The sequence below is a fragment of the Pseudomonas edaphica genome (genome assembly GCF_965277385.1).
GTDB lineage: Bacteria > Pseudomonadota > Gammaproteobacteria > Pseudomonadales > Pseudomonadaceae > Aquipseudomonas > Aquipseudomonas edaphica.
Genome location: NZ_OZ255725.1, coordinates 2126217 through 2149645, shown reverse-complemented (window position 1 = coordinate 2149645; position 23429 = coordinate 2126217). Strand labels below are relative to the sequence as shown.

23 protein-coding genes are annotated in these 23429 nt (G+C 61.0%); 7 read left to right on the top strand and 16 right to left on the bottom strand.

Annotated features, from left to right (window positions below):
• Positions 1-82 precede the first annotated feature (82 nt).
• Entirely contained in the window at positions 83-316 is a 234-nt protein-coding gene (locus ACQY47_RS09715) for a hypothetical protein (RefSeq protein ID WP_428557019.1), read from the top strand.
• 167 nt (positions 317-483) lie between these two features.
• Entirely contained in the window at positions 484-1266 is a 783-nt protein-coding gene (locus tag ACQY47_RS09710) for a transporter substrate-binding domain-containing protein (RefSeq protein ID WP_177033637.1), read from the top strand.
• A 185-nt stretch (positions 1267-1451) separates the two neighbouring features.
• On the opposite strand, the gene ACQY47_RS09705 is transcribed toward ACQY47_RS09710, so the two are convergent.
• The 5 genes from ACQY47_RS09705 to ACQY47_RS09685 form a co-directional block, all read right to left on the bottom strand.
• Complete coding sequence (locus ACQY47_RS09705) at positions 1452-2195, bottom strand: YkgJ family cysteine cluster protein (protein WP_017138171.1); 744 nt, start codon at positions 2193-2195, stop codon at positions 1452-1454.
• 108 nt (positions 2196-2303) lie between these two features.
• Complete coding sequence (locus ACQY47_RS09700; protein WP_428557018.1) at positions 2304-2786, bottom strand: GNAT family N-acetyltransferase; 483 nt, start codon at positions 2784-2786, stop codon at positions 2304-2306.
• A 3-nt stretch (positions 2787-2789) separates the two neighbouring features.
• Positions 2790-3692: a chemotaxis protein CheV gene (locus ACQY47_RS09695; protein ID WP_017138169.1), complete on the bottom strand. Its 903-nt coding sequence runs from the start codon at positions 3690-3692 to the stop codon at positions 2790-2792.
• A 208-nt stretch (positions 3693-3900) separates the two neighbouring features.
• On the bottom strand, positions 3901-4875 hold the full coding sequence (locus ACQY47_RS09690) for a 2-hydroxyacid dehydrogenase (protein WP_017138168.1): 975 nt from the start codon (positions 4873-4875) through the stop codon (positions 3901-3903).
• 142 nt (positions 4876-5017) lie between these two features.
• Complete coding sequence (locus tag ACQY47_RS09685; RefSeq protein WP_017138167.1) at positions 5018-5986, bottom strand: LysR family transcriptional regulator; 969 nt, start codon at positions 5984-5986, stop codon at positions 5018-5020.
• A gap of 182 nt (positions 5987-6168) precedes the next feature.
• On the opposite strand from ACQY47_RS09685, the gene ACQY47_RS09680 reads away from it, so the two are divergent.
• The 4 genes from ACQY47_RS09680 to ACQY47_RS09665 are packed head-to-tail and all read left to right on the top strand — an operon-like array spanning position 6169 to position 10953.
• Positions 6169-7704 (top strand): efflux transporter outer membrane subunit, encoded by a 1536-nt coding sequence (locus ACQY47_RS09680; protein WP_428557017.1) that lies wholly within the window; start codon positions 6169-6171, stop codon positions 7702-7704.
• 10 nt (positions 7705-7714) lie between these two features.
• On the top strand, positions 7715-9892 hold the full coding sequence (locus ACQY47_RS09675) for an FUSC family protein (RefSeq protein ID WP_428557016.1): 2178 nt from the start codon (positions 7715-7717) through the stop codon (positions 9890-9892).
• Positions 9882-10082: a DUF1656 domain-containing protein gene (locus tag ACQY47_RS09670; protein ID WP_017138164.1), complete on the top strand. Its 201-nt coding sequence runs from the start codon at positions 9882-9884 to the stop codon at positions 10080-10082. The genes ACQY47_RS09675 and ACQY47_RS09670 overlap by 11 nt, the downstream gene beginning before the upstream one ends.
• A 10-nt stretch (positions 10083-10092) precedes the next feature.
• Complete coding sequence (locus ACQY47_RS09665) at positions 10093-10953, top strand: efflux RND transporter periplasmic adaptor subunit (RefSeq protein WP_017138163.1); 861 nt, start codon at positions 10093-10095, stop codon at positions 10951-10953.
• A gap of 103 nt (positions 10954-11056) precedes the next feature.
• Here the strand turns inward: ACQY47_RS09665 and ACQY47_RS09660 are convergent, their stop codons facing one another.
• Complete coding sequence (locus ACQY47_RS09660) at positions 11057-11458, bottom strand: nuclear transport factor 2 family protein (RefSeq protein ID WP_017138162.1); 402 nt, start codon at positions 11456-11458, stop codon at positions 11057-11059.
• Entirely contained in the window at positions 11451-12644 is a 1194-nt protein-coding gene (locus ACQY47_RS09655; protein ID WP_428557015.1) for an MFS transporter, read from the bottom strand. Before ACQY47_RS09655 ends, ACQY47_RS09660 begins: the two co-directional genes overlap by 8 nt.
• Before the next feature lie 111 nt (positions 12645-12755).
• Between ACQY47_RS09655 and ACQY47_RS09650 the strand changes: the two genes are divergently transcribed.
• Complete coding sequence (locus ACQY47_RS09650) at positions 12756-13613, top strand: LysR family transcriptional regulator (RefSeq protein ID WP_428557014.1); 858 nt, start codon at positions 12756-12758, stop codon at positions 13611-13613.
• Here ACQY47_RS09650 and ACQY47_RS09645 read toward each other — a convergent pair.
• The 9 genes from ACQY47_RS09645 to ACQY47_RS09605 all read right to left on the bottom strand — a co-directional run bounded on the left by ACQY47_RS09645 (position 13610) and on the right by ACQY47_RS09605 (position 23425).
• Positions 13610-14422: an SDR family oxidoreductase gene (locus tag ACQY47_RS09645; protein WP_428557013.1), complete on the bottom strand. Its 813-nt coding sequence runs from the start codon at positions 14420-14422 to the stop codon at positions 13610-13612. The two genes, ACQY47_RS09650 and ACQY47_RS09645, sit on opposite strands and share 4 nt — an antisense overlap.
• Before the next feature lie 14 nt (positions 14423-14436).
• On the bottom strand, positions 14437-14901 hold the full coding sequence (locus tag ACQY47_RS09640) for a multidrug transporter (RefSeq protein WP_069786112.1): 465 nt from the start codon (positions 14899-14901) through the stop codon (positions 14437-14439).
• Between the two features lie 225 nt (positions 14902-15126).
• Positions 15127-15249 (bottom strand): hypothetical protein, encoded by a 123-nt coding sequence (locus ACQY47_RS09635; RefSeq protein WP_428557012.1) that lies wholly within the window; start codon positions 15247-15249, stop codon positions 15127-15129.
• A gap of 319 nt (positions 15250-15568) precedes the next feature.
• Positions 15569-17020 (bottom strand): mannose-1-phosphate guanylyltransferase/mannose-6-phosphate isomerase, encoded by a 1452-nt coding sequence (locus ACQY47_RS09630; protein WP_017138155.1) that lies wholly within the window; start codon positions 17018-17020, stop codon positions 15569-15571.
• 228 nt (positions 17021-17248) lie between these two features.
• A complete protein-coding gene (locus ACQY47_RS09625; protein WP_017135222.1) occupies positions 17249-17905 on the bottom strand; it encodes an alginate O-acetyltransferase AlgF in 657 nt (218 codons plus the stop codon).
• Positions 17906-17921: 16 nt separating this feature from the next.
• Positions 17922-19094 carry an alginate O-acetyltransferase gene (locus ACQY47_RS09620; RefSeq protein ID WP_138452514.1) on the bottom strand — a complete coding sequence of 391 codons (1173 nt, stop codon included), beginning with the start codon at positions 19092-19094 and terminating at the stop codon, positions 17922-17924.
• Between the two features lie 11 nt (positions 19095-19105).
• The gene (locus ACQY47_RS09615; protein ID WP_017135220.1) at positions 19106-20638 is read right to left on the bottom strand and encodes an MBOAT family O-acyltransferase; all 1533 of its coding nucleotides are present in this window, start codon (positions 20636-20638) and stop codon (positions 19106-19108) included.
• 220 nt (positions 20639-20858) lie between these two features.
• Positions 20859-21968 (bottom strand): mannuronate-specific alginate lyase, encoded by a 1110-nt coding sequence (locus ACQY47_RS09610; RefSeq protein ID WP_428557011.1) that lies wholly within the window; start codon positions 21966-21968, stop codon positions 20859-20861.
• An 8-nt stretch (positions 21969-21976) separates the two neighbouring features.
• On the bottom strand, positions 21977-23425 hold the full coding sequence (locus tag ACQY47_RS09605; RefSeq protein ID WP_428557010.1) for an alginate O-acetyltransferase: 1449 nt from the start codon (positions 23423-23425) through the stop codon (positions 21977-21979).
• Between the last annotated feature and the right edge of the window lie 4 nt (positions 23426-23429).

Genomic DNA, 23429 nt, shown 5'->3' with positions numbered 1-23429 from the left:
CTTGCCGCTTGAAGCTTACCGCTCGCAGCTCCGGCCCCGCTATACTCTTACTTTTACACCTATAAGCAGCGCCGGAGCCCTTATGCCTTCCCCGACACAACCCCCTGTTGACGCGGCCGACCTCGTCGATCCGGCCGACGCTCAAAGCGTTGAAAAAGCCGAGATCCCGGCGTTCAAGTTTCCGTTCAAGCCGGGTGAACTGGCTGGGGCCAAAAACGCCGCCCAGCCTTGGTACAAGAATGGCGCCAAGAACGGCCACACCAAGTCGCCAGGCATGGCGCCGCCGGGCACTCGCCGCTCGATGGGTAAACGCTGAGAATAGAACGACCAGCGTTTTATCAGGTGCGGACTACAACACCTGCTGACATTTCCGATTGAAGACCCGCGACCGTTTCTAGAAAGCTTGCACAGCCTTGATTCCATCCCGACCGTTCAGATCGGGCGGGTGGCCAAGGCTGGTCTTTCTGGAAAAGGATGTTTCCCGTGGCTCTGATACCCCTGTGTGCAGCACTTGCCCTTTTGCTGTCGATCGACGCCGTGGCCGACGATGATCAACCCCGGCGCGAAATCCGCTTCGCTGTTGCCGCGCAGTTTCCGCCCTTTCAGAGTCGTAGCCCGCAAGGTCAATTGGTGGGCTTGAACATCGACTTGGGCAATGCCCTGTGTACACAGTTGAATGTGCGCTGCACCTGGGTCGACCAGGTGTTTGTCGAAGACTTCCCGGCCCTCGAAGCCCGGCAGTTCGATGCGATCATGGGCATTGCCGCCACCTCGGGGCGGCGGCGGTGGGTAGGGTTCACCGATAATCTCTACCCTTTTACCACGCGTTTGGTGGCCCGTAAGGCGTCCGGCCTGTTACCCGACGCACGCTCGCTCAAGGGTAAGCGTGTCGGTGTGCTGCTGGGCAGCAATCGCGAAGCCTTTGCGCGGTCGCAGTGGGCACCGGCGGGCGTCATCATCAAAAGTTTCTGGCTCAATGACGAACTGGCCCGCAGTCTGGTAGCCGGCAAGATTGATGCGACGCTGCAAGGCACTGTGGAAATTCGCAGTGCACTGCTCGACACCCCGGTTGGCCAGGATTTCGACTTCATGGGGCCGCCCTTGTCCGGTGAACTCTTAGGCAATGGCATTGCCATTGCTGTGCGCAAGTTTGACTCCACTTTGCGCAACGACCTCAATCACGCGCTTGAGCAACTGATGCACAACGGTGAATACCAGCGGATTCTGGCGCCTTATCACTTGGATGAGCCGCCCTCCACTCAATGATGGCCAATTAATTGCGGCACGTGAGCAGGCCCCGTGTTTTGCAAGCCATGGCCAACAGGCGGGCCTACCCGTTCAACTGTGGGAGCTGGCTTGCCTGCGATGGCATCACTTCGGTGTACCTGGTGTGCCGAGTTGCCCGCATCGCAGGCAAGCCAGCTCCCACATCCACACTGGCCGCATCGAGCCTAAGCCGCCCTCAACGAGATAAACGCATAGTTGGCCGGCACCTCAGTGGCAATCTGCGCCCCCGCATCCAGCACCTGCTCGGCGATGTCCATGCCGGAGACGTGAAACACCCACTCATTAGCCACCGATGGTTGCTCAATCGCCAACTCAATCGCCTGCGCAAAGGCAGCCATATCCGGCAAATACGCGGTAAACCCATCGCCCTTGAGCGCCGTGGTACGAATACCCAGCAAGGCGCACACGGCCTCCTTGGTCTGCACATCGTCACGGTCGGCCTGGCGTGAGCGGCGGATCAGCTCAGCCAGTTCTGCATCCATCAACTCACCGCCGACGATCAGCGCCGGCCCCTGTTCCCAGGATTCTGGCGGGCAATCCTTGGCGGCGGGGTTCAATGGGATATGCGGGTTGATTTCCATCGGGTAGATGCGACACACCAGTGGGCGACGCTCATAGATGCCACAACGGTTGTCTTCGTCAAGATTGCGGCAACGCCCGGCGTTGTAGGCGGCAAAGGTGATTGCCACAAACGCCTCGGTATTGCCGCTCGGCACTACCACTGAACGGCGTTCGGCATGCTCGCGTTGTTGCACCGGCAAGCCCAGGCCGGTGCCAAGAAAGCCCTCCACCAGCACGATGACGTTACCACCGTCAGCCGCCCAACTGCGGGCTTCTTCGAGGGTCAGGGGAACGTGATGGTCGCTGCAGCATTTGCCGCAACCCACGCAGGAAAAGTGAGTATTCATGGAGGATCTGTCACCAGGCAAGGTCAGAGGGCACTCTTGAACGGTGACGGGTTTTTGCCTCTATTCACTGTTCAGACTCAGTGGAAGCAAGTTATGCGCCAGTGCCGGTCAATCCTCGGGTAGCTGGTCGCGCAGCACAAACACCATGCCGGCACTTTCATACAACTGCCGGGCGCGTTGGTTGGTTTCCAGCACCTTCAGGTCCACATAGGGCTCGCCGCGTTGCTTGAACACATGGAAGGTATGCAGCAACAAGGCACGCCCCAGCCCCTGGCCTTGGGCGCACGGATGGATCGAGAGGTTCTTGATAAACGCGCTGGTCCAGCACTGAGCCACGCCAAGAATGCCGTCTGCGTTACTGGCCACCAGGCATAGCGTGGGGTCGAACTCGGCGTCGGTGACGAACTGCCGGCGCCATTCTGCCAGACTGGGGACACGGCCGCCGCCCTGTTCCTGGGTCATGCGCAATACGGCGTGGATGGCCGGGGCCAGCTCATCGCGGTAATGATCCAGCCGGGTATTGGCCGGCCACTGCGGTGCTGGCAGGCTGGTAGTAAGGTCGCGGCGCAGCAGTTGGAAATACTCCGCCACCGCTTACAGGCCTTTTTGCGCCACAGTTTGCGCGGCAACCACCAGGCATTTGGTCAGCTCGGGCGACGAGAACTTGGTGAGCACCGCGTCGGCACCGGCCAGGCGGGCCTTCTCGCTGTTCATCGCGCTGTCCAGGGAGGTGTGCAGCAGCACGTAAAGCTCCTGGAAGTCCGGGGTTTCGCGCAGGGTGCGGGTGAGGGCGTAACCGTCCATTTCGGACATCTCGATGTCCGACACCACCACGTTGATCTGCTCGACCGTGCCTTGCAGCTCCAGCAGCACATCAATGGCTTCCTTGGCACTGCGCGCGGTGTGGCACGTCAGGCCGAGGTTGCGCAGGGTGTGTACCGATTGCTGCAGAGCCACCTGGCTGTCGTCCACCACCAGGATTCGCGCGTTGCCGAGCACTTCGGCTTCTTCCATGGTCAAGTCGGTCGGCGCCGCTTCAACGGGGGCCGGGGCAATGCCGTGGATGACCTTTTCGATATCCAGCACCTGCACCAGGCCGCCTTCGACCTGAGTCACGCCGGTGATAAACGAGCGATTGCCGCCGGAGCCATAGGGCGGCGGGCGGATGTCGGTGGTCAGGCAATGCACAATCTTGCTCACCGCCTGCACATGCAGGCCCTGCTTGGAACGGCTGACATCGGTGACGATCAGGCAGCCGCCGTTCGGATCTTGCAGCGGCATCTCACCGAGGGCGCGGCTCAGGTCGATCACCGACAGCGAGGCACCGCGCAGGGTGGCGATGCCTTTAACGTGCGGGTGCGACTCCGGCAGCTTGGTCAGCGGCGGGCAGGGGATGATTTCACTGACTTTGAGCAGGTTGATGGCCATCAGCTTGCCGCTGCGCAAGGTAAAGAGCAGAAGCGAGAGTGAATCTGCGCGGGCTTTGGTGGTGGACATAAAAACCTTCTGTGGATCAGGGATGACGATCTATGGAAGGTTATCGACTTGGGGGAGCCAGGCTTTAACCGGATTTTGTGTCGGGCTGGGCTTGTGTGGGAGCTGGCTTGCCTGCGATGCAGGCACCTCGGTCTACCAGTTGCACTGAGGTGATGCCATCGCAGGCAAGCCAGCTCCCACACAAAACCCATCCCATATGAGATCGGCGTCAGCCCTTCCAGACTTGCGGGTTGACCAGATCCTGCGGACGTTGCCCCAGCAAGGCGCTGCGCAGGTTGTCCAGGGCGCGATTGGCCATGGCTTCACGGGTTTCATGGGTGGCCGAGCCGATATGCGGCAGGGTCACCGCATTGCTCAGTTGGAACAGCGGCGATTCGGCCAGCGGCTCTTGCTCATACACATCCAGCCCGGCGCCACGGATTTTCTGGGTTTGCAGCGCCTCAATCAGCGCCGGTTCATCCACCACCGGCCCACGGGAAATATTGATCAGGATCGCACTGGACTTCATCAGCCCCAATTCGCGGGTGCTGATCAAGTGGCGGGTCTTGTCGCTCAACGGCACCACCAGGCAGACAAAATCCGCCTCGGCCAGCAACTGGTCCAGGCTGCGCAACTGCGCGCCCAGCTCTTGCTCCAGCTGGGTCTTGCGGCTGTTGCCGCTGTACAGAATCGGCATATTGAAGCCCAGGCGCCCGCGCCGGGCCACGGCTGCGCCGATATTGCCCATGCCCACTATGCCGAGGGTCTTGCCGTGTACATCGCAGCCAAACAGCGGCGCGCCAACGCTGGCTTTCCACTGGCCGGCCTTGGTCCAGGCATCCAGTTCGGCCACACGGCGCGCACTGCTCATCAGCAGGGCGAAGGCCAGGTCGGCGGTGCTTTCGGTGAGTACGTCCGGGGTGTTGGTGAGCATGATCCCGCGCTCGTTGAAGTACGGCACGTCGTAGTTGTCGTAACCCACCGACACGCTGGACACCACTTCCAGCTTGCTCGCGCCTTCCAGCTGCGCACGCCCCAGCTTGCGGCCTACGCCAATCAGGCCATGGGCGTGGGGCAGGGCTTCATTGAATTGAGCATTAATGTCACCCAGCTTGGGGTTTGGCGCGATGACCTCGAAGTCCTGTTGCAGGCGTTCGATCATTTGCGGGGTGACACGGCTGAAGGCGAGGACAGTCTTTTTCATTGCAGAACTCCGCTCAAAATGTGGGAGCTGGCTTGCCTGCGATGCTGGCGCCTCGGTGTATCAGCAGTACCGAGGCGATGCTATCGCAGGCAAGCCAGCTCCCACAGTAAATGGATGGTGTTTGTGGGTCCGTATTCCAAAATCAGTTCGCCAGGCGTGTGCCGCCCAGGCTGCCACTCAACTCATACGCCACCAACTCCGCCTGATGCGCCGCCAGAATCTCCGGCAACGACCCTCTAAGGTATTCCACCCAGGTCTTGATCTTCGCATCCAGATACTGGCGCGAGGGGTAGATGGCATACAGGTTCAGCTCCTGCGAGCGGTAGTTGGGCATCACCCGCACCAGCGTGCCGTTACGCAAACCCTCAATAGCCGCATACACCGGAAGCAGGCCGACGCCCATGCCGCTGGTGATCGCGGTTTTCATCGCATCAGCCGAGTTGACCAGGAACGGCGAAGTGTTGATCGCCACGCTTTCCTGGCCTTCGGGGCCGTTGAAGGTCCATTTGTCCAGCTGGATCACCGGGCTGACCAGGCGCAGGCAGGCGTGGTTGAGCAAATCCTGGGGCCGCTGTGCGCAACCTTTGGCCTTGACGTAATCCGGCGAGGCACACGCGATGCTGTAGGTGATGCCCAGGCGCTGGGACACAAAACCCGAATCCGGCAGTTCACTGGCCAACACGATGGACACGTCGTAACCTTCGTCGAGCAGGTCCGGCACGCGGTTGGCCAGGGTCAGGTCGAAGGTCACGTCGGGGTGGGTGCGACGGTAACGGGCAATTGCGTCAATCACGAAATGCTGGCCGATACCGGTCATGGTATGCACTTTCAGCTGCCCGGCGGGGCGTGCGTGGGCGTCGCTGGCTTCGGCCTCGGCTTCCTCGACATAAGCCAGGATCTGCTCACAACGCAGCAAATAGCGCTTGCCGGCCTCGGTCAGCGCGATGCGGCGAGTGGTGCGGTTGAGCAAGCGGGTTTGCAGATGGGCCTCAAGGTTGGAGACCGCGCGCGAAACGTTGGCGGTGGTGGTGTCCAGTTGCACGGCGGCGGCGGTGAAGCTGCCGGCCTCGGCCACGCAACTGAAGGCGCGCATATTTTGCAAAGTGTCCATGGAGTGTTCTCAAGGGAGATAGCAAATTGTGACAGAAAGTTACGCCGTCCAGTGATCCCTACCAACGGATTATCGCCTGAACGGTAACAAAGATTCACAGGAATGCCAGCTTATCGTTCCCCATGGCGCCCCCTAGAATTGCGCCACCTTCCCCGCCTCACCACCTCAGGAATTCGTTCGCCGTGCCGCGTCGCATCAGCAGAGAGCTGAAGGCTCTCATCAACAGAGCGCTGAAGGCTCTCAGTGTTTTGGCCTTATCGTTAGCAATCAGCGGCTGCATCGGAACCGGAGGAATCGCCCCCCAAGGCCAAGCCTTCAACGCCAATACCCTGGCCACCGACGCCGCCATCCAGAGCGCCGCGCAGGACGCCCACTGGCCCACCACACAATGGTGGCAAGCCTATGGCGACATGCAACTCAACCGCTGGGTCGACCTCGCCACGCAAAACAGCCCGAACATGGCCATGGCCGCCGCGCGGGTGCGGGAAGCGCGGGCCATGGCCGGGATCGCCGAGTCGGCTGAGTCGTTGCAGATCAACAGTGACAACACGCTCAAACGCCACAACTGGCCGAAAGATCAGTTCTACGGGCCGGGCGAATTGAGCGGTGCCAATACCTGGGACAACACCGCGTCCCTGGGCCTGAGCTACGCCCTCGACCTGTGGGGCCGCGAAAGCAATGCCAGCGAACGCGCCGTCGACCTGGCGCATATGAGCGCTGCCGAAGCGCGTCAGGCCCAGCTCGAATTGCAGAACAATGTGGTGCGCGCCTATATCCAGCTGTCGTTGCACTTCGCCAACCGCGATATCGTCGCCGCCACCCTGGCCCAGCAACAGCAGATCCTCGACCTGGCCAATAAGCGCCTGAATGCCGGCATCGGCACGCATTTCGATGTGAGCCAGGCCGAAACGCCCTTGCCCGAAACCCATCGCCAGCTCGACGCACTCGACGAAGAAATCGCCCTGAGCCGCAACCAGCTCGCGGCATTGGCCGGTAAAGGCCCAGGCGCAGGCGCGCAACTGCAACGCCCGAGTTTGTCCTTGGCCGCGCCGCTGAAGCTGCCCTCAAGCCTGCCCGCGCAATTGCTCGGCCAACGCCCGGATGTGGTTGCCAGTCGCTGGCAGGTCGCCGCCCAGGCGCGCGGTATTGATGTGGCGCACGCCGGTTTCTACCCCAACGTCGATCTGGTCGGCAGCCTCGGCTATATGGCCACCGGCGGCACGATGCTGGGGTTTCTCAGCGGGCAGAAATTCAACTACACCGTCGGCCCGGCGATCAGCCTGCCGATCTTCGACGGCGGTCGTTTGCGTGGGCAGTTGGGCGAAGCCAGCGCCGGTTATGACATCGCCGTGGCCAAGTACAACCAGACGCTGGTCAACGCGCTCAAGGGCATCAGCGACCAGTTGATCCGCCGCGAATCCATGGACAAGCAAGCCACCTTTGCCGCGCAGTCGGTGGCTTCGGCGCAGAAAACCTACGACATCGCCATGATCGCCTACCAGCGCGGCCTCACCGATTACCTCAATGTGCTCAACGCTCAGACCTTGTTGTTTCGCCAGCAACAGATCGAACAACAGGTGCAGGCCGCGCGCCTGAGTGCGCATGCCGAACTGGTCACGGCCCTGGGTGGCGGGCTCGGCGCCGGTAACGACGTACCACCGGACGCCAAGACACTGCCGAGCAAAACCCCGGCGGCGCTCGCCGTGTTTGATCACTGAGTAGACTGTAATGACTCCCTTGCCTGCCCCGCTGCGCTGGTTGCACTCCCTTGAGTGGCGCCGTGGTTTTTTCGACTGGGCACGCAGCGACGGCGTGACCTGGGTGTATATCTTCAAGGTGCTGATCGCTGCGTTCCTGACGTTGTGGCTGGCCATGCGCCTGGAGTTGCCGCAACCGCGCACGGCGATGATCACCGTATTTATCGTGATGCAACCGCAGAGCGGCCAGGTGTTTGCCAAGAGTTTCTATCGCTTCCTCGGCACCTTGGCGGGCTCGGCGGTGATGGTCTTGTTGATTGCCTTGTTTGCGCAGAACACCGAATTGTTCCTGGGCGCGTTGGCGATCTGGGTGGGCATCTGCACCGCTGGCGCCACGCGTAATCGCAACTTTCGCGCCTACGGGTTTGTACTGGCCGGCTATACGGCGGCGATGGTTGGTTTGCCGGCGCTGACAAACCCGGACGGCGCGTTTATGGCAGCGGTATGGCGCGTGCTGGAAATTTCCCTGGGGATTTTATGCTCCACCGTGGTCAGCGCCGCGATCCTGCCGCAAACCTCCAGCGCGGCGATGCGCAACGCCCTGTACCAGCGCTTTGGTGTGTTCGCGCTGTTCGTCACCGACGGCCTGCGTGGGCGCAGCCAGCGCGAAGGTTTCGAGGCCAGCAACGTGCGTTTTATCGCCGAAGCCGTGGGCCTGGAAGGGCTGCGCAGCGTCACCGTGTTTGAAGACCCGCACATGCGTCGGCGCAATGGTCGACTCAGCCGCCTCAACAGCGAATTCATGAGCATCACCACGCGCTTCAACGCCCTGCACCAGTTGCTCGAACGGTTACGTGCGCACGCGGCTGATCATGTGGTGGCTGCGATCAAGCCCGGCCTGCAAGGCCTTGCCGAAGTGCTCGACGGCTTCTCCGGTCGGGCGCTCACCAGCCCCGACGCCGAACGGCTGGTCAACCAACTCAGCGCCTACAAAGACGAGCTTCCCGCCACGGTGCGTGCCCTGCGTGCAAGCTTTCAGGAAGCCAACCCAAGCGAAGCTGAACAGCTGGATTTTCATACCGCCTACGAGCTGCTTTATCGCTTTGTCGATGACTTGCACAACTACGCGCTGACCCACGCTTCCCTGGCCGACCACAGCCATGAGCGCGAGCAGTGGAACGAGACCTTTATCCCCAAGACCAACTGGCTGGCCTGCGCGGCTTCGGGTATTCGTGCGTCGTTCATCCTCATTGTGCTCGGCAGCTACTGGGTGGCCACCGCCTGGCCCAGCGGCGCAACCATGACGCTGATTGCCGCCGCCACCGTCGGCCTGTCCGCCGCTACGCCCAACCCCAAGCGCATGGCCTTTCAAATGGCCTGCGGCACCTTGATCGGCGCACTGGTTGGCTTTGTCGAAATGTTCTTCGTGTTCCCCTGGATCGACGGCTTCCCGCTGCTGTGCGTGATGCTCGCGCCGGTGATCATCTTCGGCTCGTTCCTGGCCTCACGCCCGCAATACGCCGGGGTAGGGGTAGGCCTGTTGATCTTTTTCAGCACCGGCTCGGTGCCGGACAACCTCACGGTCTACAACCCCTACACCTTTATCAACGACTACATCGCCATGATCATCGGCATGCTGGTGTGCGCGGCGGCGGGGGCGATCATTCTGCCGCCCAACAGCCGTTGGTTGTGGCGCCGTTTGGAGCAGGACCTGCGCGAGCAGGTTGTGTATGCGATCAGCGGCAAGCTCAAGGGCCTGGCCTCGAGTTTTGAAAGCCGCACCCGCGATTTGCTGCACCAGGCCTACGGCCTCGCCGTTGGCCAGCCGCAGGTGCAGCGTGATTTGCTGCGCTGGATGTTCGTGGTGCTGGAGGTCGGCCACGCGATCATCGAACTGCGCAAGGAACAGGCGATTTTGCCGGTGCACCCGGCGTATGCCCAATCCCAGCCGTGGCGTCAGGCGATCCGCGTGATGGGGCGCTCGCTGGTGCGGCTGTTTTTGCAACCGAGCGCGAACAATCTGGAGCGTGGACTGGTGGCTGTCGACCATGCGATCAGCCGTGTGCAGGCCACCGACGAACCCTTCGCCCCGCATTTTGATACCTCGGCGCTGCGCCGGGTGAAAAGCTACCTGCACTTTATCCGCACCTCGCTGCTAGACCCGCAATCGCCATTGGCTGCTCTCAAAGGAGCCCCGCATGCCCCGTGAAATCGCCTTCCATGGCCTGTACATGCCGACCATGACCCTGTTGTTTTTTATCGCCGCAGGGTTGGCCTGGGCGTTGGACCGCTTCCTGGCCGGGTTCGACCTCTACCGTTTTTTCTGGCACCCGGCGCTGCTGCGCCTGAGCCTGTTCGTTTGCTTGTTCGGCGCGCTCGCGCTGACCGTCTACCGTTGAGAATGCCCCGATGAAAAAGTTTTTCAGCCTGCTCGCGACCTTGCTGGTATTGGCATTGGCGATCTGGATTGGCCGCACGTTGTGGGTGCACTACATGCAAACGCCGTGGACCCGCGATGGCCGCGTGCGCGCCGACATCATCAATGTGGCGGCCGACGTTACGGGCGAAGTGGTGGATGTACCGGTGCGTGACAACCAGTTGGTGAAGAAGGGCGACCTGCTGATGCAGATCGACCCCGAGCACTACCGCATTGCCGTCAAACAGGCGCAGTCGCTGGTGGCTTCGCGCAAAGCCACCTGGGAGATGCGCAAGGTCAACGCCCACCGCCGTGCCGACCTCGACGCGCTGGTGATCTCCAGGGAAAATCGCGACGACGCCAGCAACATCGCCGACTCGGCGTTGGCCGATTACCAGCATGCGTTGGCGCAACTGGAAGCCGCTGAACTTAACTTGAAACGTACGCAGGTGGTGGCGGCAGTGGACGGTTATGTCACCAACCTCAATGTGCACCGTGGCGACTATGCGCGTATTGGCGAGGCCAAGATGGCCGTGGTCGATATGAACTCGTTCTGGGTCTACGGCTTCTTCGAAGAGACCAAGCTGCCCCATGTGAAGGTGGGCGACAAAGCCGATATGCAACTGATGAGCGGCGAGACGCTCAAGGGCCACGTGGAAAGCATCTCGCGGGGTATCTACGACCGCGACAACCCCGAGAGCCGTGAGCTGATAGCGGATGTGAATCCGACCTTCAACTGGGTGCGCCTGGCCCAGCGGGTGCCGGTGCGGATTCACATCGATGAAGTGCCCGACGGCGTGCTGCTGGCGGCGGGGATCACCTGCACGGTGATCGTCAACCCAACGCAACATTAAACTGTGGGAGCTGGCTTGCCTGCGATAGCGCACTGTCAGTTGACCTGTTTTCAGCTGACCCACCGCCATCGCAGGCAAGCCAGCTCCCACAGTTTTGGCTGTGTTATGCCTTGATGAAGGTTTCATGCAGATGGCGCCACAGCAGCGCGCCGCTGGCCTGTTTTTCGAATACCACGGTGGCGCGGCGGTCAGTCTGGGTGCCGCTGTCATCAATCTGGTGTTCGCGGTAAGTCACCGTGGCGCCGCGCGCGTGCCGGTCGATCCCGGCCATTTCGCTCAAGGTGATCTTCAACCCCGGGCGCATACCGCCCAGGCGCGTGAACAACGCTTTAACCCCGGCTGTATTCACTCTCGTGCCGGTGGCGGGTGCGACCATACTGAAATCGGGTGAAAAGCGCGCAAGCAAGGTTTCCAGGGTGCCTTCAGGCGCAACCCCGGCAAACCATTGCTCGATCTCGACGTGGGTCTGGATCACTTCTTCAAAAAAATCGTTGTAATCAATCATGGCTGGGCTCGCTGGCAGGGTGAAGCAGCGTGCGGACTCTGGACGTATCCAGGCGCAACACGGCAAAAAGGGGCAGCAGTGTCAGGGCTGCGGCTATCGTGAAGGTTATGACGAAGGAATCCAAGGCCGACAACAACGCACTGAGGGCGGCAGCGCCCAGGCAGAAGCTGACTTGTCGGTTGATGTTCCACAGCGCACTGGCGTGGCCCATGCGCTCGGCGGGTATGTCGAGAAACGCCAAGGTCTGCGCCGTGCTGCTGCACAGGCTGCCGCCCAGGCCCATCAACGCGTAGGCCAGAATAATTACGGCCGGTTCGGGTTTTGTCAGCAGCAGGATGCCGATGCATTGCAGGGCCATGCCCGCCAGCAGCAAGGGTTTTGGGCCGTAGCGGTTGAAGCGTTTTTTGCTCAGGAAAATCGCCAGTGCCGACGCCAGCGCCCACGGCAACATCAGCGCGCCGGTGTGTGTCGCGTCGTAGCCCAGGCCTCGCAGGTAGAGAATAGCGATCAGGCTGGTGCCGATAAATATGCCGGGGATGAACAGATAGACCAACATCGCCACGCGCAGCATCGGGCTGCGGATCTGTTTGAAAATACTGCCCACATCCAGGGCCGGGCGCACCGTTACAGGTGCATCAGGTTTTATCCACAGCAGTGCCAGCAGCAATGTGAGCAACGCCAGCGGCAGGTTGGCGTAGAAGATCCAGCGCCATGACACACTGTCGACGATCAGCCCGCCCAAAGCCGGCGACAATGCCGGTACCAGCAGCGCCACCGACATCACGCTGGCTGTCAATTGGCTGCGTTCTGCCGCTGGATAGTGCCGGTAAGCCATGGCCTGGCCCACGGGGATCAGCAAGCCACCGCCCAAACCTTGCAACGCCCGCCAGCCAATCAGCGTTTCGATGGAACCCGCCTGGCCAACCATCACCGAGGCGCCCGCGAACAACAGCAGGCTCGCCGCGATCAGCGTCCGTTCGCCCATGATCGCCGCCAGCCACACACTTAACGGAATGATCACGGTCAGCCCGAGTACGTAGGCGTTGCTGATCCACGCCAATTGCGTGACCGAGGCGTGCAGTTCGCGGGCGATGTCCGGGTAGGCGACGGTGGCGACAAACATGTTCACCAGGTCCAGGGCAAAGCCGAGTAAAAAGATCCAGGCGACTTTCGAGCGGTAGTTCATAAACGCGATCCTGCGAGTGAAGCGGGCAGGGTAGGTCGCAAGCAGCGTTTGGGATACGGTGATTTGACTGTTAGTTTGTCAAAAATATTTTGACAAAGGAGCGCGCGGCCAATGGTCAGCCTGGACCGATTCGACACCTTCAAGGCCGTGGTCGAGGCCGGCTCGCTCACCGCCGCCGCCGATCGGCTGGGCCAGACCCGCGCCGTGGTCAGCTTCAACCTCAAGCGCCTTGAGGCAGAACTGGGCGTGACCCTGTTAACTCGCAGCACCCGCCAGTTGGCACTGACGGATGCCGGTGAGCGCTTTTACCTGCGTTGCACGCGCATGCTGGAAGAAGCCCGGCTGGCGGTGGAAGAAGCCCGCTCCGAACATGCGCAACTCAAAGGCACCTTACGCATCACCACCACGGTGGAATACGCGTTGGCAGTCGTTGCTCCTGCGGTGGAGGCTTTTCGGCGCCTGCACCCGGACTTGAACATTCACTTATCCACATCCTCCACCCATGCTGATTTGATCTCCGAGCGCTTTGACGTGGCGATTCGGTTGGGGCGACTGCTCGACTCCAATCACCGGGCGGTGCAGCTGTCGACCTTTGAGGTGTTTGCTGTCGCCGCGCCTGAGTTTGCCCTGGTGCAAACCCTGGATGCGTTGGAGCGCGTGCCCAAGTTAGGCCATGGCCGTTTGACGGAGCTGAGCCTGACCGACCCGGCCGGCGGCGAGCATCAATACCGTTCCGGCCCTGCGGCACTGGTGGCCGACAGTGCGTCGGTTCTCCAGACCTTCGCCGTGCGTGGGCATGGTGTGGCGGTACTGCCGCAATGGCTGGTGCAGGGTGATCTGGACGCGGGGCGGTTGGTGCGCTTGCTGGCGGACCATCGCTTCGCGCCGCAAGGGATTTACGCCATGTACCCGGATACACGGCATTTGCCGCTGAAGGTGCGGGCGTTTATTGATTTTATGAAGGGCTAGAGTGAGCCAGAGAGTCCGAACCGCTTCTTCAGGACTTTCTCCAGCAACCCTTTTGGCAACAGCGCCGCCATCAACGGCAACGCTCGGCTGCCATTGCCCGCACGCAACATCCGTGGCGGTGTTGGATGTTGCACAGCCTTGAGCACTTGAGCTGCAAATTGCTCGGCCGAAGTCGGGTTGCCCTGCGAGGCCTGGGAGCGTGCACGAATACCTTCGCGCACCGGCCACCAGGGCGAATGTTCGTTGATCAGCAGCTCGGCCTGGGCGCCGGCGTTTTTCGCGAAACTTGTGTCGATGGCTCCTGGCTGCACTTCCATCACCCGAATAGCAAACGGCGCCAGTTCCATACGCAATGCATCGCTCAAGGCATGCACCGCGGCTTTCGATGCGCAGTACGCACCCGCAAACGGCGTGACCAGCACACCCGAAACGCTGCCGATATTCACCACCAGCCCTTTACTGCGCCGCAGCGCGGGAAACAGTGCCTGGGTGACGCCGACGATGGAAAACACATTGGTCTCGAACTGTCGCTGCATGGCTTTGGTGCCGCCGTCGAGCAGCGGCCCCATGGCGCCGTAGCCGGCATTGTTGATCAACACGTCCAGTTCGCCGAGCTGTTCGGCCAGGCGCTGCAGCGCCGCACTGTCGTTGACGTCCAGTAGCACGGCATTGAAGCCGGCAGCAGCGAGAGCGGCGACGTCCGCTTCGCGACGGGCGCTGGCCCACACGTCGAAACCGGCGGATTTAAATGCGTCAGCCAGGGCGCGGCCAATGCCACTGGAGCAACCGGTGATGAGTACGTTGGGCATGGATCAATCCTTTGTCAGTCCGAGAAACTGCCTTGCAGGTGCTCGGCGCGAAATTCCAGGGTTTGCGGGCGGTAGCCGGGGCGCAGCGGCGGCGTGGGTAAACAGTCGTCCCAGGTGGCGCCGGCCTGTAATTCGCCGGGGCCGCGGTAGCGCGGCGCAGCATAAACGTTATCGGCCAGGTTCACTGTGTCCCCCGGCGCATACGCTGCGAGGCGCCAGCGCAATTCAGTGAGCGGCACGTCATTGCCGTTGATCAGCACCAGTTTCAACGGTCGGTCGGCCGGGCATTCCTGTGGCGCGTAGCTGATGCGCAGTTCCAGGCGTGCCAGTTGCGACGCTTCGCGGCTGTCCAGCCACACCACCCAGATGGCGACAAAACCCAGGCCGACGGCGGCGGCCAGCGATACCGGCAAGGCTTTGGCGGGGTAGCGCAGCAGCAGGATCAGCCAGGTGATGATCAGTAGAACGCCGAAGAACATGGAGACCACCTCGAATAGGGAACCAGCATCCTAACTTAAGCGTAGGTGGGATTGGGTAGCTTGAGATAAGTGTTGATTGGTCGGGCGCCATCGCAGGCAAGCCAGCTCCCACAGTTGGAATGCATTCCCCTGTGGGAGCTGGCTTGCCTGCGAAGACTTACTTACTGAGTAGAAGAGTCTGCCTGCAAGCCCTCGATGGAGGCCTCAACCAAAGCCAGTCCTGTTTCAGCCAATTGCAGGCTGGCCCAGTGCATGTTCGATGGGAATGCCGGGTTGTACGCAAAAAAGAGGTTCTTCACTGCGGTCGCTGGGGCCGAAGGGGGTGGGGCGGGTGGTTTGTTTGGACATGGTGGATCTCCTGATGAAAATGGGATCCTATGAGTTCGCGAGGCCGTCAAACCTCATCACGAATGAGTCGTGACAGGCGCGAGGATAGGCAGGATGGAGACAAGGGTCAATGCTGGCGGGATGCTTTCGGACGCCATCGCAGGCAAGCCAGCTCCCACATTCGACTGCATTCCAAGGGCATACCCGGTCCAACTGTGGGAGCTGGCTTGCCTGCGATGAGGCCCTTACGGTCACTGCAAAACCCAAGAAAAAGCCCCCACCCAGCCCACTGCGGATAGGGGACGCAACGGGCTGGATGAGGGCTTCTTGTACGACCGTGTTACTGCGCGATAGTTTTCACCGAAACGCCACGTTCAACCGGCGTCGAGCGACCGTAGATATCTTCAAAGCGCTCGATATCGTCTTCGCCCAGGTAGCTGCCCGATTGCACTTCGATGATCTCCAACGGGATCTTGCCCGGGTTACGCAGGCGGTGCACCGAGGCGATCGGGATGTAGGTGGACTGGTTCTCGCAGAGCAGGAACACGTTGTCGTCACAGGTGACTTCGGCCGTGCCGCTGACCACGATCCAGTGTTCGGCGCGGTGGTGGTGCATCTGCAGCGACAGGCACGCGCCCGGCTTGACCGAGATGTGCTTGACCTGGAAGCGCCCACCCATGTCCACCGAGTCGTAGGAACCCCACGGGCGGTAGACTTCGCAGTGGTTCTGGGTTTCGCTGCGGCCCTGGTCGTTGAGGGTGGAGACCATCTGCTTGACGCCCTGGACCTTGTCCTTGTGGGCAATCATCATCGCGTCCTTGGTTTCCACCACCACGATATTGTCCAGGCCGATCACCGACACCAGCTTGCCGTTGCCGTGGATCATGCAGTTGCGGCTGTCCTGGATCACCACGTCGCCTTTACTGACGTTGCCATTGACGTCTTTGTCATTGACCGCCCACAACGAGGCCCAGCAACCCACGTCGCTCCAACCGGCACTCAACGGCACCACGCAGGCGCGTTGGGTTTTTTCCATCACCGCGTAGTCGATGGAGTTGTCCGGGCAGCAGGCGAAGGTAGATTCGTCGAAGGTCACGGTGTCGGCATCCTGCTCGCTGCGCTCCAGGGTCAGCACACAGGTGTCGTAGATGTCCGGGTCGTGTTTTTTCAGCTCTTCGAGGAAGCGGCTGGCGCGGAACAGGAACATGCCGCTGTTCCAGAAGTAGCCGCCGCTTTTGACGAACTCGACGGCGCGTTTTTCATCGGGTTTTTCCACGAACTGTTGCACGCGGCTGACGCCTTCGGGCAGCAGCGAATCGTTGCTGGACTTGATGTAGCCGTAACCGGTTTCCGGGCGGGTTGCCGGCACGCCGAACAGCACCATCTCGCCACGCTCGGCCGCCACGGTGGCCAGGGCCAGGGCGCGTTGCAGGGCTTTCTGGTCGTCGATCACGTGGTCGGCGGGCAGCACCAGCATCAGCTCGTCGCGGCCTTCGTTGACCAGCATCATCGCAGTCAGGGCCACGGCCGGCGCGGTGTTGCGGCCGAACGGCTCCATCAGGATGCGTTGGCATTCGAGCTTACGCGTGCTCAGTTGCTCGTTGACGATGAAGCGGTGGTCCTTGTTGCAGACCACGATCGGGGCGTCCATGCCTTCGAACACCAGGCGCTCCAGGGTTTGCTGGAACAGTGTGTGTTCGCCGGTCAAGGCCAGGAATTGCTTGGGGAACTGTTTGCGGGAAAGCGGCCAAAGACGTGAGCCGCTACCACCGGAAAGGATTACTGGGATCATGGGTGTTTCTCCTTGAATCGATTTGGGTCAGAGCTACGAAGGTTTGTCGTTTCACTCTTGTTTTTGTCTCGGTCCGAATTGACTCCAGGGCCCTTGTTGGAACTGGGCTTGTGTGGGAGCTGGCTTGCCTGCGATAGCGGTGTTGGATTCACCACCGCCATCGCGGGCAAGCCCGGCTCCCACAGGGCCCTGTTTCCACAAGGGGAGTGGGTCAATTCGAGAAATTAATCAGCGGGTCGACACGGGGCGCTTGACCCACACTGGCGAAATGCTCGAGCCGGAACCGGTCACATACAGCACCGCCGCTTCACCGCGTTCCAAAGCCACCGGCTTCACATCGCCGACTTTCTTGTCACCGTCATATAACGCCAGGCTGACTTTCACCGGGTTGATTTCGCGCTCGCCACGGCCCTTGGCAGCCACCGACTTGACCACGTCGGTCTTGCCGTCGGCGGTTTTCAGGGTCAGGGCCTTGTCGCTGAGGTTCTGCACACGCACCAGGGATTTCTGCTTGTTCTTGAACGGCGGCTCTTCGATCAGCTGTGGCTGGCCGCTGCCGCTGTTAACCAGGGTGTAGTAGTGATCGGCCGCGAGCTTGACCGGTACGGTCTGGCTGCCGACCTTGGCGCTGTAGTCGCCGCCGGGCATGAAGCTGAAGTCACTGCTGGCCAGCGGCGCAACGTCGCTCAGGTTGGTGGCGCCGACGGTGGCGCTGACTTCCTGGTTCGATGCGTTGTAGATCCGCACGAAGCTGGAGCCTTTTGGTGCCGTCGGGCCGTACAGGGCGGCGTCGCCCCCGGCGAAGGCGGACATCGATACGAAGCTCAAGCCGGCAGCGATGGCCAGGGTCTTGGCGAGACGACGCGGAGTAGTAGTGAAAGTCATGTGAGTTACCTCTCTTTCAGTTTTGCGCCCGGTCGGGCGTCTCGGATTTTTGAGTGTTCAAAGCCATGTTCTGTTGGCGCGAACCGGCTTGTTTAAGCTGCGCAACCCACTGCGGGTCGGCATCACCGATTTCGTTGTTGACGGGCAGATAACGTTCCGGAAACTCCCAGATCAGCACTTGGGGCGGGCTGTTCTTGAAGTCATCGCTTTTCAGGTAGCTGAGCATCGGCAGGATCGGGCCGTGGCCGTCTTCGGAGTAGTTGATGACGTCGCTGTGCAAGGCTTGCTTGAGCGCGCCGACGAAGTTCCAGTTGGGGTTGGCGCTGTAGCTGGTGCCCACCAGTGCTACCGGCGTTTCACTGTCGGCAAACAGGGCGTCGTCGCCTTTGTTTTCCGCCAGGTGCGTGACGCGTTTTTGCAGCGGCTCTTTAGGCGGCATCAGGTTTTCAAACAGTGGGTCCAGCGGCAGGAACAGGCGCAGGTCGCCTTTGTGCGGTTCGGTTTTTTCGGCTTCGGTGACAAAGCGCTGTGGCTCGCCGCTCAACGGCGTCTTGTCGGCAATGGTCTTGGCCAATTGTTTGGCAGCGATTTCCGCACCGTCCGGGGTCCAGTGGGTATCGGTGCGCAGGAACACTTGCGTGCCGCCCAGCTTGGCCTGTTGCAGCGGGCCAAGCAGGTCAGGGGCGATGATCTTGTCGGCCGCCACACGGGCGTGGAAGTCCTCGTACAGGTTGGCGTGGATGCTCGCCGGTTTCACTTTACCCAGGTGTTCCGGGTACAAGCGCACCTTGGCCGGCACGATCGCCATCACCAGTTGGATGCCCTGGGCCTTGAGTTTTTGGCGCACGCCTTCGACCAGCGCGTAGTTGCCTTGCAGGTTCTGGTCTTCGTTGACGATGGGGTTGAATTCCTCGTCGCTGTACAACCAGTGGTCGCGGCCCAGCACCACGCCGGGGCGGCCTTCATTGAACAGCTTGTAGTCCAGCGCCGCCCAGAGGTTGGTGCCCAGGCGCTTGATCGGGAACTCATCGTCGTAGTGGGTCTCGACGGCCTTGGTCCAGCGGCCGTTGAGCACGGTGGCGTCGGCGTTGGTGCTGAAGCCGAAGAAGCTGCGCAGCGACCAGGCGCCCAGGGCCAGCAGCACCAGCAGGAACAGCGTGATATAGAGGACGCGAAATGAACGGGTCATGGTCGGCTCCCTCAAAATTGGAAGTAAAGGAACGGCGAGAAGCTCTGCGCCGACAGTTTCAGAATCGAGGCCACGAACAGCAGCAGCACGGTGGCGCGCATGGCGTAGCGTGGCCAGTCAGCGGTCCAGTAGGCCGGTTGCACGGCGGCGTCCTGGCCCACGCTGAAACCGGGCTGGTGGATGCTGCCTGGGTTGTCGCCCGGTACTGCCTTGATCAGGCTCGGGTCGGCGGGTTTGGCTTTTTCGGCAGGGCGATTGTTGTAGAAATCGCGCAGGCCAAAGAACGCCAGTGTTGCGTAGGCCACCACCAGGGTTGCCACTTGCAGGCCAGTGAGGCTGGCGCGGTTGAGTTCCGACAGCGACCACTCGCCAAAGCTGAACATCGCACCGTACATACGCCCGGCGACGTGCAGGTTTTCGGCGCGGAAGATCACCCAGCCCATCACCACCAGCAGGAAGGTGAAGGCCCAGCGCAGCAGATTGAAACTGCGTGGCGCGGTATTCAGGCCGATGGCTTTTTCAATCGCCAGCCACATACCGTGCCAGGCGCCCCACACGATGTAGGTGATGTTTGCGCCGTGCCACAGGCCACCGAGCAGCATGGTCAGGAACAGGTTGCGGTAGGTGATCAGCGTGCCTTTACGGTTGCCGCCCAGGGTGATGTACAGGTAGTCACGCAGCCAAGTGGACAGGCTGATGTGCCAGCGCCGCCAGAACTCGGTGATCGACTGGCTGATGTACGGCTGCTTGAAGTTCTCCATGAAGCGGAAACCCATCATCAAGCCCAGACCGATGGCCATGTCGCTGTAGCCGGAGAAGTCGAAGTACAGCTGCGCGGTGTAAGCCAGCGCGCCGAGCCAGGCATCGCCCGTGGTCGGGTTTTGCAGGGCGAAGCAATGGTCGGCCACCACCGCCAGGGTGTCGGCGATGAAGACTTTCTTGATGAAACCCTGCATGAACCGCGTGCAGCCCTCGGAGAACTTGTCGAGGGTGTGGGTGCGGTTGTTGAACTGGTCGGCCAGGTCACGAAAGCGCAACACGGGACCTGCAATCAGGTGCGGGAAGATCGCCACGAACGCCGCGAAGTCGATCAGGTTGCGGGTTGCCGGGGTATCGCCACGGTACACGTCGATGATGTAGCTGATGGACTCGAAGATGTAGAACGAGATCCCGATCGGCAACAGCACGTGGGTGAGGATAAACGGCTCCAGGCCCGCCGACTTCATCATCACATTGATGCTGTCGACGCCGAAGTTGGCGTACTTGAAGTAGCCGAGGATGCACAGGTCGACAGCCACGCCGAGCAACAGCCAGCGCTGCGCTGGTTTGGTGCGCACGCCGGCGGCACCGACCTTGAGGCCGATCCAGTAATTCCACAGCGTCACGGCGGCGAACAGCGCCAGGAAGTCCACTCGCCACCAGGCGTAGAACACGTAGCTGGCAATCAGCAGCAGCAGATTGCGATAGCGTTGCCCGCTCAAGTAGTACAAGCCGAGAAAGATCGGCAAGAACAAAAACAGGAACACATTGGACGAGAAAACCATCCCGATCTCTCCATGTTTAACCAACAGTCAAGGGCCAACGGCCCCCCCAAACCCCCCCACCCAATTTGGGGGAGGGCTGTATTGCAATTTCACTGAAGGAACCTGGTTAATTGTGGGAGCTGGCTTGCCTGCGATTGCTTTGTGTCAGTCGACATCAATGTTGAATGTCAGACCGCTATCGCAGGCAAGCCAGCTCCCACCCTTGGACCGAGTCCAACCATCAGGAACCTTTGTTGCCTTTTTCGTGCGTCGGGTCGTAGACCTTGGTCAGGTCACCGCCGAGGCGGAAGGTCTTGAACGGCTGCATGCCGTGCTTGCGCTCGATCACCTCCGGCGCGCAGGTGTAGAGGGTGCAGAAGGGTTCAAGCCAGGCAAATTTCATGTCCTCCTTGAGGTCCTTCATGTCCTGCTCTTTGCCGTTCTTCTTCTCGAAGATGTCCGGGTCTTTAACCCCGGCCAGCACCTTGTCGCCCAGGCGTTTGAGCGCGCCGTTATTTTCCTGGCGCAGGTCCACACCGTTGACCAGCGCAAAGCTGGCGATCATCGACAGCGGCGGCAGCGCGTAGTTGTGGTACGCCAAGGCGCGTTGCTGGCGCTTCAGTTCGTTGGGCAAGAACCCTTGGGCGTCCACCTGATTGGCGCCGACCTTGTATTCCTTCACCGCCCAATCAAACAGGTCGCGACGGTTGGTGGCGATGGACGTGGCCATCACCGACCACGCGGCCCAGTAGGAGTGGTTGTTGGTTTTATCCAACGGCAGGTTGTCCCAGTCGCTGACGACTTGATCGGCGAGCTTGTTGAACCAGGCTTCGATCAACTGCGACTCCTGCTGATGGTTGGCCAGCGGGTGCGAGTCGGAGAACTTCAGGCGCACATAGGCCGACGCCATGCTGCCCAGCGCCCATTTGCGCATGGACTTGCCGGTGTGGTTGAAGTCCTTGGACATCAACGCATCCGCTTTGGCCCAGCTCGTAAGCCAGTTGAGTGTGCATTCCAGCTGCTCCGGGCGGCCGTCGCGCATAAACTGCATCACGCGTTTGCTGGTGTCTTTTTCCAGCTTGGTGATGTCGGCAGTGCTGTCACGAAAGGCTTTTTCCGATCGCACATTCAGGGTGGCGCGGGCCTTGTCCGAGCCTTCGTACTTGCTGCGAAATTGCAGCGAGCCGGTGTACGGCGCCGGCATGGCGTCGCAGTCATTCTTGAAGTCGCCGGTCTTGAATGCTTCCACCGGGGCGAAATAGCCTTGAGGTGGACGCAGTGGTGCGGCGGCGTTTACTACACCTGCGAACATCGCCAGGCCCAGCAGCGTTGGAATCAATAATTTCTGCATAAGTAACCTCACTTCCCAAGCTGGGCGGTCTGTTGACCGCTCGCCGGGAACACGTTGCGTGTGCAAATTTTCGCTTCGACTTTCTGCGCGGCAGTGCCCGCTTCGGGGCCTTGCACTTCCACGGCCAGCAAGTTCTGCGAGGCCCAGTCTTCATCGGTGCGCAGTTCAAAGGCGAAACGCCCGTCTGTATCGGATGTTTCGGGTTTCTCGATCTTGATGTCCTCGTGGCGCCCGTTCATGTACCAGAGGATGGCTTGCAAGGTTTTCACCGACGGGTCGGCGAAGCGGATATCGACCTGATGGTTGGCGTTGCGCAGGTCTTTGTTCGAGCTGTTGACCATCAACTCGTTCTTGCCGGGTTTGAGCGTGGTGCTGGCGCTCATTTGCGCAGGCTTGCCTTCGCAGCCGTTGTCGAGCAGCGCCATCATCTGGCGGTAAATGGTTTCCTGGTCGAGGCGGTACAGCGGCGAGAATTCCCAGATAAGGATTTTCGGCGGCGTCTTCTGGAACTCGTCGCTGCCCAGGTACTGGATCATCGAACCTTCCAGGCCGCCGCCGGGGAAGGCGACGTTAAGGATGTCGGCACCGATTTCCTGCTCCAGGAAGCCGGCGAAGTTGTAGTTCTTGCCGCTGTGGCTGGTGCCCACCAGGGTGATCTGCGGGTTACCCGAATCGCCGAACAAGTCTCCATCACCGGCTTCGCCTTTAGGCTCGGTGGTGAACTGGTCCATGTACTGGATCGCGTAGCTGGTGCCGCACAGTTGCCCGGCCATGTTGTGCAGGGTGCCGGTCTTGCCCATGCGCCCGGAGCGTTTGGTTTCGAACTCGCGCTTGGGAATATCGGCAAACTCGGGCATGGCCCGCACTTTGGCGCCGACGATTTTTGCCGTGCGTTGGGCGCCGTATGGCGTCCAGTGCTGGTCACCACGGAAGTAGAAGTCGTGGGCCGGCAGTTCATCGGGCAACTGTTCGTTGGTCAGCGGCGACAGGTCCGGCACCACATAACCCATCTTGGCAAAGCGGCCGAGCATGCTTTTGTAATTGCCCAGCGCCTTGTCAAAATTGAACGCGGCTTTTTCCTCAGGGTTGAGCTTGTTGCGATTCACCAGGCCACGGGTCGGCTGATAGACCACCACCAGTTCCACGCCCTTGGCCTTGAACGCATCGTGCAGCTGCTGCATGCGTTTGTAGCCGGCGGGGCTGGTGTCGAATTCGGTGCGCAAATCTTCCTGGGTACGGAACAGCCAGTCGCCCTGGGCTTGCACCAGGGTGGTGAAGTTCTGCTGGTAGCGCGTGGTGTAGTTCTTCGCGTCATGGGCGGCCGGGCACAGGCTGCAGCACGGCTCGGCAGTGAAGGTCGGTGCCTTGATTTCATCGGCGCGCACGCCCTGGCTGGCCGCCAGCAGGCCGAGGGTCAGACCCGAGAGGCTCAGCAGTTTGATCATGTGTGGGTGCATAAGG

Bases quoted from the DNA above. Each gene is read 5' to 3' on its own strand.
- ACQY47_RS09715 (WP_428557019.1), top strand. From the start codon at position 83: ATGCCTTCCCCGACACAACCCCCTGTTGACGCGGCCGACCTCGTCGAT.
- ACQY47_RS09705 (WP_017138171.1), bottom strand. From the start codon at position 2,195: ATGAATACTCACTTTTCCTGCGTGGGTTGCGGCAAATGCTGCAGCGAC.
- ACQY47_RS09695 (WP_017138169.1), bottom strand. From the start codon at position 3,692: ATGTCCACCACCAAAGCCCGCGCAGATTCACTCTCGCTTCTGCTCTTT.
- ACQY47_RS09690 (WP_017138168.1), bottom strand. From the start codon at position 4,875: ATGAAAAAGACTGTCCTCGCCTTCAGCCGTGTCACCCCGCAAATGATC.
- ACQY47_RS09685 (WP_017138167.1), bottom strand. From the start codon at position 5,986: ATGGACACTTTGCAAAATATGCGCGCCTTCAGTTGCGTGGCCGAGGCC.
- ACQY47_RS09675 (WP_428557016.1), top strand. From the start codon at position 7,715: ATGACTCCCTTGCCTGCCCCGCTGCGCTGGTTGCACTCCCTTGAGTGG.
- ACQY47_RS09670 (WP_017138164.1), top strand. From the start codon at position 9,882: ATGCCCCGTGAAATCGCCTTCCATGGCCTGTACATGCCGACCATGACC.
- ACQY47_RS09665 (WP_017138163.1), top strand. From the start codon at position 10,093: ATGAAAAAGTTTTTCAGCCTGCTCGCGACCTTGCTGGTATTGGCATTG.
- ACQY47_RS09660 (WP_017138162.1), bottom strand. From the start codon at position 11,458: ATGATTGATTACAACGATTTTTTTGAAGAAGTGATCCAGACCCACGTC.
- ACQY47_RS09655 (WP_428557015.1), bottom strand. From the start codon at position 12,644: ATGAACTACCGCTCGAAAGTCGCCTGGATCTTTTTACTCGGCTTTGCC.
- ACQY47_RS09650 (WP_428557014.1), top strand. From the start codon at position 12,756: ATGGTCAGCCTGGACCGATTCGACACCTTCAAGGCCGTGGTCGAGGCC.
- ACQY47_RS09645 (WP_428557013.1), bottom strand. From the start codon at position 14,422: ATGCCCAACGTACTCATCACCGGTTGCTCCAGTGGCATTGGCCGCGCC.
- ACQY47_RS09640 (WP_069786112.1), bottom strand. From the start codon at position 14,901: ATGTTCTTCGGCGTTCTACTGATCATCACCTGGCTGATCCTGCTGCTG.
- ACQY47_RS09635 (WP_428557012.1), bottom strand. From the start codon at position 15,249: ATGTCCAAACAAACCACCCGCCCCACCCCCTTCGGCCCCAGCGACCGC.
- ACQY47_RS09630 (WP_017138155.1), bottom strand. From the start codon at position 17,020: ATGATCCCAGTAATCCTTTCCGGTGGTAGCGGCTCACGTCTTTGGCCG.
- ACQY47_RS09625 (WP_017135222.1), bottom strand. From the start codon at position 17,905: ATGACTTTCACTACTACTCCGCGTCGTCTCGCCAAGACCCTGGCCATC.
- ACQY47_RS09620 (WP_138452514.1), bottom strand. From the start codon at position 19,094: ATGACCCGTTCATTTCGCGTCCTCTATATCACGCTGTTCCTGCTGGTG.
- ACQY47_RS09615 (WP_017135220.1), bottom strand. From the start codon at position 20,638: ATGGTTTTCTCGTCCAATGTGTTCCTGTTTTTGTTCTTGCCGATCTTT.
- ACQY47_RS09610 (WP_428557011.1), bottom strand. From the start codon at position 21,968: ATGCAGAAATTATTGATTCCAACGCTGCTGGGCCTGGCGATGTTCGCA.
- ACQY47_RS09605 (WP_428557010.1), bottom strand. From the start codon at position 23,425: ATGCACCCACACATGATCAAACTGCTGAGCCTCTCGGGTCTGACCCTC.